The sequence below is a fragment of the Paenibacillus sp. FSL L8-0158 genome (assembly GCF_038592965.1).
Taxonomy (GTDB): domain Bacteria; phylum Bacillota; class Bacilli; order Paenibacillales; family Paenibacillaceae; genus Paenibacillus; species Paenibacillus polymyxa_D.
This window is the reverse complement of sequence record NZ_CP151949.1, coordinates 4570691-4585137: the sequence shown is the minus strand read 5'-3', so window position 1 is coordinate 4585137 and position 14447 is coordinate 4570691. Positions and strand designations below refer to the sequence as shown.

13 protein-coding genes are annotated in these 14447 nt (G+C 50.5%); 12 read left to right on the top strand and 1 reads right to left on the bottom strand.

Annotation, left to right across the window (positions count from 1 at the left end; all coding sequences use genetic code 11):
- Nucleotides 1–50: 50 nt before the first annotated feature.
- The 12 genes from NSQ68_RS20195 (at nucleotide 51) to NSQ68_RS20140 (ending at nucleotide 12402) form a co-directional block, all read left to right on the top strand.
- Nucleotides 51–329 (top strand): phosphopantetheine-binding protein, encoded by a 279-nt coding sequence (locus NSQ68_RS20195; protein WP_013311713.1) that lies wholly within the window; start codon nucleotides 51–53, stop codon nucleotides 327–329.
- 49 nt (nucleotides 330–378) lie between these two features.
- Nucleotides 379–1572, top strand: coding sequence for a radical SAM protein (locus tag NSQ68_RS20190; RefSeq protein ID WP_307353371.1), 1194 nt, complete (start codon nucleotides 379–381; stop codon nucleotides 1570–1572).
- Between the two features lie 55 nt (nucleotides 1573–1627).
- A complete protein-coding gene (locus NSQ68_RS20185; RefSeq protein ID WP_342426995.1) occupies nucleotides 1628–3004 on the top strand; it encodes a peptide ligase PGM1-related protein in 1377 nt (458 codons plus the stop codon).
- A 17-nt stretch (nucleotides 3005–3021) separates the two neighbouring features.
- Nucleotides 3022–3267, top strand: coding sequence for an acyl carrier protein (locus NSQ68_RS20180; protein WP_023990061.1), 246 nt, complete (start codon nucleotides 3022–3024; stop codon nucleotides 3265–3267).
- Nucleotides 3268–3304: 37 nt separating this feature from the next.
- Complete coding sequence (locus NSQ68_RS20175) at nucleotides 3305–4390, top strand: hypothetical protein (RefSeq protein ID WP_307353373.1); 1086 nt, start codon at nucleotides 3305–3307, stop codon at nucleotides 4388–4390.
- Between the two features lie 69 nt (nucleotides 4391–4459).
- Nucleotides 4460–5452: an ATP-binding cassette domain-containing protein gene (locus tag NSQ68_RS20170; protein WP_029518330.1), complete on the top strand. Its 993-nt coding sequence runs from the start codon at nucleotides 4460–4462 to the stop codon at nucleotides 5450–5452.
- Complete coding sequence (locus NSQ68_RS20165) at nucleotides 5442–6248, top strand: ABC-2 family transporter protein (RefSeq protein WP_029518331.1); 807 nt, start codon at nucleotides 5442–5444, stop codon at nucleotides 6246–6248. The genes NSQ68_RS20170 and NSQ68_RS20165 overlap by 11 nt, the downstream gene beginning before the upstream one ends.
- 1 nt (nucleotide 6249) lies before the next feature.
- Nucleotides 6250–7062, top strand: coding sequence for an ABC-2 family transporter protein (locus NSQ68_RS20160; protein ID WP_061828870.1), 813 nt, complete (start codon nucleotides 6250–6252; stop codon nucleotides 7060–7062).
- A gap of 49 nt (nucleotides 7063–7111) precedes the next feature.
- Entirely contained in the window at nucleotides 7112–8644 is a 1533-nt protein-coding gene (locus NSQ68_RS20155; RefSeq protein ID WP_342426994.1) for a hypothetical protein, read from the top strand.
- Between the two features lie 17 nt (nucleotides 8645–8661).
- Nucleotides 8662–9822, top strand: a complete 1161-nt coding sequence (locus NSQ68_RS20150) for a UDP-glucuronosyltransferase (protein ID WP_342426993.1) — start codon at nucleotides 8662–8664, stop codon at nucleotides 9820–9822.
- A complete protein-coding gene (locus tag NSQ68_RS20145; RefSeq protein WP_342426992.1) occupies nucleotides 9819–10907 on the top strand; it encodes a Gfo/Idh/MocA family oxidoreductase in 1089 nt (362 codons plus the stop codon). Before NSQ68_RS20150 ends, NSQ68_RS20145 begins: the two co-directional genes overlap by 4 nt.
- Nucleotides 10908–10989: 82 nt before the next feature.
- Complete coding sequence (locus NSQ68_RS20140; protein ID WP_342426991.1) at nucleotides 10990–12402, top strand: type III PLP-dependent enzyme; 1413 nt, start codon at nucleotides 10990–10992, stop codon at nucleotides 12400–12402.
- Nucleotides 12403–12614: 212 nt separating this feature from the next.
- On the opposite strand, the gene NSQ68_RS20135 is transcribed toward NSQ68_RS20140, so the two are convergent.
- A complete protein-coding gene (locus tag NSQ68_RS20135; protein WP_342426990.1) occupies nucleotides 12615–14444 on the bottom strand; it encodes an FTR1 family protein in 1830 nt (609 codons plus the stop codon).
- Between the last annotated feature and the right edge of the window lie 3 nt (nucleotides 14445–14447).

Here is a 14447-nt window from a genome sequence, read left to right as displayed (position 1 = left end):
ACATCGTTGGGCGGAACGAATAGAATCTCATTCACAAGGAGGAGTTTGCTATGCAAAGCCAAGTGATTGAAATGATCAGCGCGGTCAAGGAAGATCCTGAACTGGTCGCTAAGCTGGATGGACATTCGGACATTATTCATGATGCGGGACTGGATTCGTTGCAGTTGGTTCATTTCATGCTGCAAGTGGAGGATGCGTTTGATGTGGAGATTGATTTTGATTCCTTTGAGCTAGAGCATTTAAGCTCGGTAGATGCGTTTTGCAGCTACATTCAGGGGATCAGCGATGCGGAACAAGCGCCGCACCTGGAGGGAATGGAGACGGTCTGACGTACAGCTAGGTACATGTGCCTGAAAATCCATTAAACGAGGTGTTAGCATGCAGCCCAAAAGCAATGTGCTGATTGATGAGAAAGCGTTCAAGCTCATCAAGCGTAACCTGAAAAACGCTTCTGTATCTTACCGTAACGCAACACAGGACCCTACTTTCAAAACGGACATGCCCCAGACGATCGGCATTAAGCTGACCAACCGCTGCAACCTGAGATGTACACACTGCTTTGAATGGAACGAGGAAGGCTACCATCACCAAATGGATAAAGAAGAACAAAACATGGATCTTGCTCCGGACATGCTCCGGCAGATTTTGAGCGAAACCAACGAAGCCAAGTCCAGACTGTACATGTGGGGCGGCGAACCGATGTTTCACCGGCGTTTTGATGAAATTTTGGACGTGCTGGCGGAAGATCGGCGCGAAATGACCTTTTGTACCAATGGATTACTTATTGATAAATATTTGGACCGGATTTTGGATTTGTCCGAAAATCTGGAGTTATTAATAGCGATTGAAGGTTTTGAAAGAGAACACGATCTAATTCGCGGTAAAGGCACCTTTCAAAAAACAATGCGGCAGATGGATAAGCTGATTGAACTGCGCGACCAGGGATTGTACAAGGGACGGGTAACTGTCCATGCGGTCATTAACGATAACATGATCGGACAGATGTACGAATTTCTGCAAATGCTGGAGGACAAAAGGCTGGATCTGGTGCTGCTGACGTTCCCCTGGTACATTTCCAAAGAGACTTCCCTCAAAATGGATGAATATTTTACACATAATTTCTCCTGGCTCCGACAACTTGAAGAAAAAAATATTAGTAGCTGGCATGCTTTCAAATATAAAATCAACCCGGCTAACATCGACCCTCTGATGCAGGAACTACAGCGGATCAATGAGCGAGTATGGAACATTCGCGTTCGCTATCAGCCCGGTCTGGACTATGAGGAAATTGATAAATTTATACATGGCGAGGAAATGGTCAGCCGTTGTTCCAACCATTGTTTGGCGCTCACCTCCAGAACAGATATTTTACCAGACGGGAAGGTCATGCCTTGCAAATTTTTCAGTGAGTTCACGATTGGAAGCATGCGTGAGCACAGTCTGAAGGAGATATGGAACTCGGATGCGTATGAGAAAACCCGTCAAAAGATTAATCATGAAGGATTGACTCCGGTGTGCTCCAAATGCAGTGTATTGTATCTGCACGGGGCAGGCTCTCTGAAATACATTTAGTTTTCTATGGATGTTGTTTGTTACTGGATGGAAGAGAGAGGGATGATGACAAGACGTGACGACTAAAACGATTAACCTTGTGGAAGCGCTTGCGCATGAACGGGACCATGGAGTCCTGATTTGGCTGTTTAATATCGGTGCAGAGCAAGTGTGGCATCCATCCCCCCGCAAGGGGGGCATGGTAGATCGGGATGAACAGCAGGTCGTAAACCGGATGGAGGAAATGAATCTTCTGCTATGTCGAAGTCAGGATGTCATTGTACTTCGGGAATATCCAGATGAGGCGTTTCTGGACATGCTTCAACGGTTGGGCTTTAGCCTGCCGCGTATTGAGGTGCCAGAGCCTTCTGATCCGCTAACGCCGATTTCAGAGCTGGTGCTGGCGGATGAGGCGCTTTTGGCACGACTGCGCACGGTTGCAGATGCAGGCCACAGCAGCAGCGGAGCCAAAGCGTGGCTCGTCCCCTATGCGGTCACACCGCAGGAGGAAGCGATTGCGGAGCTTTGCGGGCTGGAGCTGATCGGCGCTCCATCCGCAGTCAGTGCTCAGGTGAATGATAAAATATTCAGCCGCCTGACCGCGCAAAAGCTTGGTTTTGCTGTCAGCGAAGGCGCTGTATGTGCAGACGAATCGGCGATCCGCAGGGAGTGTGCCAGACTGGCTGACTTATCGGATGGGCCTGTGAAGCTGATTATCAAGCAGCCGCACGGTGCCTCGGGACAAGGCATGTATATGCTGGACGAGCTGTCCAAGCTGGACACGCTGCTGAGTGTGATGAGGCGCTTTGGCGGCTCGTCGCCATCATCCGGCGGCTGGCTGGTGGAGCGCTGGCACAATAAGCAGATGGATCTGAACTACCAGCTCTGCATTGACGAGGGCGGTGGTGTGACGATGTTTTCGCTAAAAAGGCAAAACGTGGACGGCACCGTATATATCGGATCTCAAGTGCCGGCTGAGATTGGTGATGCGCTGGAGGAAGAAGTGAGACGCTGCGCCTATCAGCTGGGTACGTATCTCTATTCCATTGGGTATACGGGAATGGCCTCTATTGACGGTTTTGTTGACGAAGAAGGTTTGCTGGTTCCAGTCATTGAGATTAACGGCAGGTTTACGTTGTCTACCTATATTTCGTTTCTGTCATCCGTCCTGGGAGAACAGCATAAAACATTATCCCGTTATTATCGCAACGTTACCGCTACACCTCTCACCTACAGCCGCTTGTGCGGGCTGCTCGCGGAGGAAGGCTTGCTCTATACGCCCGAACGTCCAGAAGGGGTGTTTGTGTATACGGCGGGTACATTGTCTGGTATTCCTGTGAAGCGGGGCTATGTAAACCGAATTTTCACACTTATTTTGGCAGACAGCTGGCAGGAAGCTGATGCTTATGCGCACAAATTGGAAGGTATCATTGCTGGATTAGGATGCTCATAAATGGGAGGGAATCAAGAATGAAAACAGATGTATACCATGTAGTACCCTTGCTGGAAAAGATTTTGAAGCTGGCTCCGGGCGAGCTGGAACAGTTGACTCCGGATCAGGATTTGCGAACCTTGGGGCTGAATTCCTTATCCGCTGTGGAATTAATTGTAGAGTTGGAAAATGAGCTTGATATTACGATGGAGGACGACGATCTAGTGCTGGAGCATCTATCTACACTGCAAGGCATTGAGCGTCTGCTGGGCAAATATGCATAAGGGCGCTGAAAAGACAAGGTTGATGCAGGAGTCCGATATGGAGACTCGTCATGATTCCGTTGTGGACTATGGTGCAGAAGAAGTGGCAAACGCTCTTCCAGGGAAGCATTGTGTATATTCTTCCCTGCGTACCTCATTGCGGAGGTACGGGGTGAACATGGCCGAATCCGAGCTATTCATGCTGTGTGGGAGTATGTGCGCAGAGTATGGTGGAGATCTGAAACGCTTCGGACCTGAGAAATATCCAGAGCAGCTTCAAGAAATGGCAGCCAGTGGTGGACCTGTTATTCGGGTGGAACCGTGGGTCGCTGGTGTTAGTGATGAAACCGACCTGTTGCGGGTACTTACATCGGGCTACGGTACCATGCTGCATACATCAAGCACGGCTTTAACCTATCACGATGTATATGTGAAAAATTACCCAAGGGGCCACGTGATTGAGTTGTGCGGGTTGGACTTGCAAGAACGGACAGCACAGGTGAATGATAGCTTCCTGCTCGATTCCTCGGGACATGCCATGACTTATGTGGGCTCAGCCCGGCTTGACGATCTGATGCAGGGCATTATTGAGTATGCATGGCTGGTAGAGCAGCCTGCTCCGCTTTCGCCAAGTGAGATGCATGCTGCGTGTGCTCACCATATTCGACAGTATGTGACTGGACACGAAGCCATCTGGAGAGGCGTACCTACGTCTAATGAGTCGGTCAGTCAAACGGGGAAAGCTGTTACAGGCAAGCAGGTCAAGCGGGGAGATGAGGGGTACCGGGCATTTGTCGGTGACTTCCGTCTGTTGGCAGACATGGAGGATCAGGATTTTCGGACGTACTGTCATGAAATCTATTACAATCTGCGATTGGGCAGTGCCCTTCATTTGACGGATTATACAGCTGATTATTGCCTGCTGCACCAAGCTACGCTGGGGCCGCAAGCACAGCATGTAATTGAATTGGCACAGGGGCTGTACGCGGATTGGCACAAGCTTAATCTGCATATTTACAAAACAGGGCTTCAACTGCGCAAGCATCGGATGCCTGAGATTACGGAACGAGCTTTGCATTTAATTGAAAGACAGCGGCATATGCTGGAGGAACTGATGATTTTAGCAGAGCAAGCAGCCGAGTAGTCCAAGCATTCGGTCGTATCAGACCGTTCATCCAGATGTCCTGCACAGAGGAAAGAGGAGGGGAATTAATTGCCGTCCATTACATTAAACCAATTGTCGAAAACATTTACGTACTACAAAAAGGAGCCGGGCGTGCGCAAATCGTTGCAAAACTTGTTCAGGCGTGAGCAGTTGACCAAAGAGGCTGTGCAAAATGTCAGCTTTAGCATTGAGGAAGGCGAAATTGTCGGATTTCTCGGTCCAAACGGGGCAGGCAAAACAACGACGCTCAAAATGCTGTCTGGCATTCTCCATCCCACGGATGGGGAGGCATCGGTACTCGGCTTTACCCCGTGGAAACGACAAAAAGAGTTTAAACGTCAGTTTTCCATTGTAATGGGACAGAAAAACCAGCTCTGGTGGGATTTGCCTGCAAGTGAGTCATTTGAGCTGAACAAGCTTATCTATGAAATTGATGAAAACCGTTATAAAGAGGCACTGGATGAACTGGTCACTCTGCTTGGGGTGGAGGAGCAGCTTCATGTGCAGGTTCGGCGGCTGTCTCTCGGTGAGCGTATGAAAATGGAACTGATCGCTGCGCTGCTGCATCGTCCACGGGTCATTTTGCTAGATGAACCGACCATCGGACTGGACCTTGTTTCTCAGCGGCGGATTCGAGAGTTTTTCAAAGCCTATAACCGCACGCACCGGACGACCATCCTGCTGACAAGCCACTATATGAAGGATATTGAGGATTTGTGCAGTAGGTCCATCATTATCAGTGGGGGCAGATTGGTCTATGACGGAGACTTACACAAGGTGAATGAGGTCATCGGTGCCCGTAAATTGCTCAAGGTTCGACTGGAAACCCCTGTATCCAACCTAACGTTGGCGAGCCTCGGCAAACTTCGCTCCAACTCGGAGCTGGAGGCGGTATTTGAGCTGGATGCAGAAGATACCTTGGCTTGGTCCAAAAAGATTTTGGACGCACTGCCTGTCGTTGATTTTACGATTGAGGACGTCCCGCTGGAAGAGGGGATAGCCAATTTGTACGATGGGGGCAGGCTGGCCGATGCGAAATAACAAATATGTGAAGGTACTCCAGCTCGGCATGCAAAACGAAATGGAGTATCGGGCTAATTATTGGCTCCAAATGGCGGGATTTATGCTGCCGATCATGACGCAAATTTTTCTCTGGCTAGCTGTATTTGGTTCTTCGGGACAAGCAAGAGTGCTGGGCTACTCTCTGCCAGAAATGCTGGTGTATGTGGTTATGGCGGGAGTCACTGGAAAGCTGATTGCTACGGGCTTTGAATACGAAATTGCTACAGATATCAAGGAAGGTGGACTGGCAAAATTCATGGTACAGCCTGTGCATTATTTTGCTTACCGTTTTTGCCGGTTTATCGGAGGCAAAGTCATACAGTCCGCGGTCGTGCTGCTGGCGGCTGCTATTTTGCTGTTATGTCTTAGCCTGGAAGGACAAATCAGCTTCGGGCTATCGTACATCTTGCTTTACATATTGGCGTTGCCGGGAGCGCTTGTGCTTAATTTTGTGGTCTATTATGCGCTGAGCGGCATAGCCTTTTGGGTGACGGAATCAGCGGGACTATTTTATACGCTGTCGCTTGTCATTTACGTAGCTAGCGGTACCGTGTTTCCGCTGACGATTTTTGGAGATGTTTTGGCCCGTCTGTTCAGTCTGCTACCGTTCAGCTACACCGTATTTTTTCCGGTGAATGCGTTGACGGGCAAGCTGACTGTGCTGGAAGCCGCTAAAGGCATTGGCGTACAATGGCTCTGGATTGTAGCGCTGGCGGCCCTATCACGCTGGGTGTGGCAAGCCGGGGTCAAACGCTTTGTCTCGGTGGGGGGGTAACATGAAAAATGTTTTCCGAAACGTTAGGCGCTACATCAGACTGTACTGGAAGTTTGTCCAGTTTTCCGTCATGTCGCAGATGGAATACCGCATTAATTTTATAACTGCATTTCTGGTTGAAACGGCTTATTTACTCATTAAGCTGCTGTACGCATCGGTACCATACCGCGCCGGGACGGACATTAACGGCTGGTCTCCTGACGCCATATTGTTATATATCGGCGTGTTTACGATGATGAGCGGATTTTATAGTGGACTGTTCTACAGTAATTTTACAAGCCTGCCTGACAAAATTCGTACCGGCTCACTGGATGTGCTCATGACCAAACCAGTATCGCTGCAATTTATGGTGACACTGCGTCAATTTGAACTGGGCTATACCGTGCCAAATGTAATTGGCGGCGGAATTATGACGGGGATCGGCTGGTATCGACTCGGATTGCCGTTTAATTTTGAAACCGCAGGAGGGTTCTCTGTGCTGCTCGGATGCGGAGTGCTTACGGCATACTCCGTATTTTTGCTCCCCCAACTGCTGGCCTTCTGGATTATCCGCACGAACGGCGTTACGGAGCTGTCCAACAGCATTTTCGAGACAAACTATGTGCCGATGGCCGTGTACAGTAATCTGATTCAGCGTATCGGTTTGTTCGTGCTTCCGGTGTTTGTCATTTGTAATTTTCCGCCCATGTTCATTCTCGGCAAAATGGATACCGGGTTGGTGGTATGGGCATTTCTCGCACCTCTCTGGCTGCTGGCGATCATCCGCCTGATATGGCAGTTTGCTCTACGTGATTATACGAGCGCGAGCCAGTAGCGCTACCGTGTAGTAGGCCAATAATGAAGCAGGAAAGGAAGCGAATCATATGAATGCGATACCGAATCAGCGTCATTTGTATATGGGAACGTTCGAAGCGGAGGCTTATTGGCGGGATGCCCAGTTAGCTTCTCTGCCAGCCCTCCCTGACCGGGCTTCTTCTGCGATTGTAGCAGCCATGGATGAACTGCTGTTCAGCTTTTGCCAGCCGGGAGATGCGTTATTGACACGTTATGCCATTTCGCCCGTACATCGTCAGTATATCGCGCAGTTGGGCTTTCATCCGGCTGTCAACGAACGGGATTTGACCGATGGCATGGAGCGTGCAGGCAACGTATCGACCGCATCCGTATTTGAACTGCTGGGCAGTCGCAAGGCCGATGCGGGAGAGGGGTTTCCTCAACTGGAAGGCTGTGTGCTTAGCCCGTTTGCGGGTTTACCGCATGTGGAGGAGGCTGCACGTGCTTGGGGTATAACGCTGCATCAACCGCCGCTGGAAACGATTCGCAAGGTAAATGCCAAAACGTATTCCTCTGATCTGAAACGCAGTCTTGGTCTGCGCAACCCGGGCTATATTGTGACCTCGTTTGCAGATGTCGCTGAGGCGGGGCGTAAGCTGCTGCGGGATGGAAGCTTTTTAATCAAGGATGATTTTGGCGTATCGGGCAAAGGAAACCTGCACATTACCTCGACACAAATGCTGGACCGGATCGTATCGTATTTGCGTGGACAGGAGCGTAAAGGCAAACAAGTGCTTTTCCTTTTGGAGCCTTTTCTGGAGAAAGAGCAGGATTTTTCATGCCAATTTACGATTGGTGATGATGGAAGTGTCGATATCATATCTGTACAATGGCTGGCTAACACACAATTCTCCTATCGGGAATCCTTGTCGCCGGACGGGGCTTTTTTGGAGCGACTGGAGCGCGAGGGCTATTTTAGCTTAATGCAGGACGTGGGGCGGCAATTGTATCAGGATGGTTATTACGGCGATGTTTGCATTGATTCCATGACACTTCGTGGTGGGAAGCTGGAGCCTATTATCGAAATTAATGCCAGGAAGTCGATGAGTTTGATCAAGCATCAGCTTGATACCTATCTGGCCGGGAAAAATATGCGTGGCACGCTGACGAATTATTCACTGTCCCATGATGGCAGTCTATCCTATGAAGAACTGCTCGAGGGGCTGAAAGATGAAGGATTGCTGTTCACAGGTGAACGTGAAGAGGGTGTCATGCCTCTGGGTGCCAATACGTTATATGTGAACACAGGCGGACGAGATGGCGAGAACAAGATTGTAGGCCATACAAGCACGTCAAGCAAAAATGCAATAGGACGCGGAGGCAGATCATCTGCCAAGCAGGTTCGTGTGAGCGGAATTGGAGCCAGCGATGGCGGATCAGAAGGGAATAGCATGGCTAAGCCGGACTTGAATGGTGAAAAAGAAACCGCTGGAAGCGAACGGGCACGAGGCAAGGGGCGTCTTTATTTGGAACTGGTTGCCGCGAGCGATGAGGAAAAAATGCGATTGACTACAAAGCTAGAGCGTTTTTTGGCAGAGCATCATTTTACAGTGCTGAATTAAACGGGAGGCGTATGAGCATGCGTAGGAGTACCGATAAGCTTATGAAGGTAACGATTTTATGTTCCGGTTTCGGATTGGGCTTTTATACCCCTGGCTTGTTGTTGCAAGCGGGTCTTCGCAGGCTGGGCGTGGATACGGCGATTCATGTATTTGAAAATGTGCTGCCAGAATCGGCCCGTCTCAAGGTCGACAAAAGCCGCAAAGCTTACCATGACAATTTTGCGGTGGCCTTAATGTCACAAAAGGTTCCGCAGGATATGCGTAATTCACTGGATCTCGCTGCGATGGAAGTGCTGCTGAACCAATGGATGGAGGAGGATCGGCGGTATTTTATATGCTTATCCGGTCATTGGATGTATGTACTGGAGGAGTATCGCAAGCGCAGAGAACCGGAGTCGGTGCATGTGGAAATCGTGTATATGGATTCGACCCCTTCTCCTTCATGGAAAAATCTAGCCAAGCATAACCCGCGTTTTGCGGATGGCTGTGGAGAAACAACCTTTTTTGAAAATGATAAGAATAGAGTCAGCCACTATATTGATGTACCGGCCGTGGAGTATGTACCGTTTGAAGCACGGCAATCCCGCTTATTCATACATGGCGGCGGTTGGGGGATGGGCACCTACCGTGACAAGGTTGGACGGTTGGAAGAAGCGGGCTGGGAGCTGGATCTGCTGTTGTATGATGAGGATCAACCCGATGAACAACGGGACAGTATACGATATTTTCGGATGGACCCGCAGTGGAGGACATGGCAGCGTAATGAAGCTGGGGAGCATACATTTCCACCTTTCGGAGAGGTGAAAAAGGGCGAGAAGACCGTGTATCAGGTCGGACCGGATTACCATAACATGCTGGACCAAGCATGTCGTGTCCAGGCCATTGTCAGCAAGCCAGGAGGTGGCAGCCTAACCGATTCGTTCGCTACAGCCACTCCACTCATCATGCTGGAGCCATTTGGAGTGCATGAAAAGCATAATGCAGATCTATGGGAACGGCTGGGACTTGGTATGCGGTACGATACGTGGATACAAACCTATGACGGCAGTGCTCAGATACTGGAGGATATGCATCGCAGGATCGTAGAGCTGCGCAGTCGAACGCCGCGTTATATAGAGTCCTATGTGAATAGCATCCAAATGCCAGCAGGCTCACCGGGAATGGAGCAGGGATCATGAACGCTGCGACGGCTGCGCAAGAGCCTGCGATGCGAGATATTCGCTTTGGGATCATTGGCTGTTCTGCCATTGCTCCCCGTGCGTTGCTGGAACCGATCCGACATGTTGCAGGGGCACGCGTGATCGCGCTTGCGAACCGCACGGTTGCCAAGGCAGGAGAAATGGCAGATCGTTTTGGCGTCAGTGTCGTTTATCGGCATGCTGAGGATATGCTAAAGGACCCGGAGATCGACGCTGTATATATTGCGCTCAGCAACGACTTGCATGCTGAGTGGATTGGCAAAGCACTACGGGCGCATAAGCATGTGCTGGTGGAAAAGCCGTTATGCCTGAATACGGCTGATCTGGCACCCTTGGCAGCTATAGTCGAGCAGAGTAACGTTCACCTGCTGGAGGGTGTCATGGTGCAGCACCATCCGTGGCAGCATGAGCTGCGGAGGATCGTAGAATCGGGGCGTTATGGTCGCTTATGCTCCATAGAGACGAGTTTATGTATTCCGGCAAAAGAAGGGCATGCGAACAATTACAGATCTCGTCCGGAGCAGGGTGGGGGATGCTTTTGGGATCTGGGCGTGTACTGGCTCCAGTTGCTTCAAGCCGTCGTTGGATTGGAGCAGGCGGAATTCCACAGTCAATCGGATTTCGATGGTCCGCATGGTTGTGACTGGACATTTCGTGCGCAAGCCCGTTATCCGAGTGGATTGGAGGCATCTGCCCTCTTTTCATTCGAGCGCCCTTATCGCTGTGCTCATGTACTGACCTTTGATACGGCAGTAGTTACTTTGAAGGACTGCTTTAGGGCAAATTTAGGCTTTTATAAAATGACACTCAAGACGGAGATCAAAAAGAATATCGCGTCAAATGTAACGGATGCGGACGCACTACCTGTGTTATCACAGACACCCTCGCATACCAAAACGGTTTTCGAGCCTATGAACTATTATGTCAATCAGTTGAATACCTTTTGCGGTATCATCCGGGGAGAAGCGGAGCCCATTCCATTTCGCGAGGCTGCAGAACGCGTCAGACTGCTGGCAGCCATTCATGAAGCAGCACGCTCGGGCGAGACGATCTATGCAGTATGAGTATGATTGTGTTTTCAGCGGTGGGAAGCGAATGATGCAAAATATGGAGTATCAAGGCAAAGAGAGGAGGGGAATTCAGTAGATGGATAAAAAGGACGAAGCCTTACTGGAACGATTCGGCGAGCATCCAACGCCATTTTACTATTATGACGGGGACGCCCTGCATGCCCACGTCAGCTCGTTGCTATCCCGATTGCACCCGGCCGTGCGTGTACATTACGCGCTTAAGGCTAATGGTAACGTAGCCTTGGCTGGGTTGCTGCGCTCGTTAGGTTGTGGTGTTGAGATTGCTTCGGCTGGAGAAATGTTCGTCGCTATGGAGGCCGGGTATGCTGCGAAAGACGTACTTTACGCCGGACCGGGAAAAACAGTAGCCGAGCTGAACGAGGCGGTAGCCTATGGAATCGGCTGTATTCATGTCGAATCGGTGAGGGAGCTGTGTCTGCTGGAGGACATTGCGGCCCAAGCGGGCCAGCTTGTCAGGGTAGCGGTTCGCATCAATCCCGATAACGATCTGTCTGGAGCAACGATTAAAATGGGCGGCGTTCCGCGCCCTTTTGGAGTGGATGAAGGGCAGCTGGATCACTTTTTTAAGGTGCTGGAAGATTGCCCACATGTCCATTTTCAAGGTATTCAAGTATATACAGGTACGCAAATGCTGAAAGCAGATCAGATTTTAGCCTCATTTGCGAATACTTTGCAGTTGGCAGAACGGGTACAGGCTCAGTATGGTGTGGCAATGCATACGGTCAATTTGGGCGGCGGGTTTGGTGTACCTTATTTTGCTCATGAGCAGCCGCTCGATATAGAACAAGTCATTGACGGACTGAACACACTCGCGGAGCAGACGCGATCCCGCATGCCCGGGGTGAAGCTAATCATCGAAAGCGGCAGGTATCTGGTTGCTCAATCGGGCATGTATGTCTGCCGGGCATTGTATACAAAGGAATCCAAGGGGGAGAAGTTTGTCGTCGCTGATGGTGGCATGAATCACTATGCCGCAGCTACTTTTCGAGGACGCCGCATTAGGGACAACTACCCTGTACGAATTATGCGCAGGCAAGTGGGAGAATCGAAAGAACCCAAAGAACGAGAGTTGGAAGCAACCCTACGGATGGGGCAGAGAGACGCTTCTGCTCAAACGGCTGTTGCTGTCGAACAATCATTAGAAGAGATTGCAAACCGAATAGGAGGGCCTTTGGAAGAAGCATCCATAGAGCTTGAGACGGTAAGCATTGTCGGTCCGCTTTGTACACCCGAGGATTGTATTGTGAAAAAAGCGCAGCTTCCTCCGATTCACGAAGGCGATTATATTGCTTTTCCGAATGCAGGAGCCTATGGATTAAGCTATAGTCCACTACAATTTCTGGGACATGCTACCCCGACGGAGCTGCTCGATTTTCGTGGGGAGGTGCATGTCATTCGTGAACACGGTGACCGCACAGACCTGCTGCGTCATCAGCGCATGATTCCGTTGCCTGAGGATGTGGTATAAGTGAGCATTTTGCATAAATCCCAAGAGCGTTTTCAAATCAGCAATATATAGATCGAAACGCTTTAGTTCGTCTATATATTGTACTTACGAGCGTTGGGAATCGAATGATGCAAAATGCTGAAGTATGTAAAAAAACGCCAAACTCATGGGAACCGATACAAATCGGACCTGTGATTTGGCGTTTTTTACATGATGAGTAGGGTAGTATCGACTTAATGTTGCTTGGAGCTGCGCATTTCCTGACGCACAAGCTGCCATACCATAAAGATCAGTACAGCGACTTGCGGGACAAATGTTTCCCAAGTTGGATACATTCCCAGCCAGCTAATGGACGGAAGCGAGGAGGCAGTGTGCCCCGGAAGCTTGCCGGCCACCTGAAGCGAATGAATACTTTCGCCCAGAAATCGGAATACGAGATAGTAAATCAGTATAGTGGCAGTCAGGAAAAAGGCGCGAATTGGCAATCGTACACTGAACTTAATGATCGCAAACGCCAGAATGACTAGAATAACCGTCGCCGAGCCAATACCGATCAGCAATTGCGAGGTTTCGATGGCTGGAGCCATACCGACATAAAAGATAGCTGTCTCGGCTCCTTCACGCAGAATTGCGAGCGCAGAAACCGTAAATAGCGACCACAGGCTTCCTCGTGCCAGCGCGTTGCCCACGCTGTTTTCCACAAAGCGGTTCCATGCGGCAGCATTGGATTTGCTATGCAGCCAGCTACCAACGGTCAGCATCAGCACGACCGCCACCAGCCCGGTGACACCCTCCAGCAGCTCACGCATGCTGCCCGATGCGGCTGCTGCCACTAGTGTGGTGAACAGCACCGCCAGAATTCCGCTTAGCACCAGCCCCGTTCCAGCTCCTGCCCATATCCATCGTCCAGCCACGGCTTCGCCGCTTTTTTTGGCATACGCCAGCAGAGCTGCGAGCACGAGGATGGCCTCCAGACCCTCACGCAGTAAAATCAGTGCGGCATCCCACGCAGTGTAAGAACGTTCTTCCGTCAACGGACGGAGCCTGTCCAGCATCTGATCAAGAGTCTGTATGGCTTTGTCTGTATTCGGTGGAGAAGACAGCAGATATCCGGAAGCCTCGGTCATTTCATTTTCAATCGCAGTGTAAGACGTCGGATCGGAAATTTGTACATGTCCTTCGACAGAAGGCCACAGAGCGATAAACTGCACTACCCTGTCAGCCGCTTGCTCTGTTTGATTAGCTACAGCATCTTGGCGTGCGGATTCGAGCAAGGTGACTGCATCGCCCAAGGAAGCTGTCGAACCATTCGTCGTTCCGGTAGCCGTATTGCCTGTATTCGTTCCTTGACCTGTGTTCACAGATTTGTCCTGACTATAATCAGACAGCAGAGTCGTTAATTCCTGCATTTCCTGGAGAGCCTGTTCTTGGCGAATGGGCTCAGCTTGCATGGAGATGCGAATGAGACTGATTTTAGTTTCGAGCGAACTGTATACCGGAAAATTGTCCAAACGAATCGGTGTTTCTACCTGATACCAGGCTTTGACGATTCGGTCGTAATCCACCCGGGCGGCAGCCCAATCGCCTTTTTGCATGGCAGCCAGACTACCCTCCGCCATAGGAAGCAGTTTTTCCGCTGCTTTAGCTCCAGCCGGGGCTGGTTTGTCCCCTTCGGCAGCAGTGACGTACTCATTGACCGAGCGCGCCAGCACGGATAAGGCAGCTTTCGCTGGTTCCCCGCCGCCACTGGCGAGTGTCTGCTCCGCATCGGTGAGTGCTTGATCTACAGCTGTGATGTGAGCTGAATCTCCGCCATTCGTTTTGGCGGTCTCCCACAGCGTGCGGAATTCTTTCAGATCCTTGGAAGCTTCCGTCCATTGGGCTTGTCCCGCCTCCACCAGTGCTCCGCCCACCACAGGCATTAGCTGATCATTGGTAACAGCTTTGGCATCTGTTTGTGCAAAAGCGACCGACCCGGAGCCGGATAGGAACGGAGTTACGGTCAGCAGCAGCGCCGCCACCAACACAAACACCCATTCCAAGCTTTTATTGCGCCGATTCATATA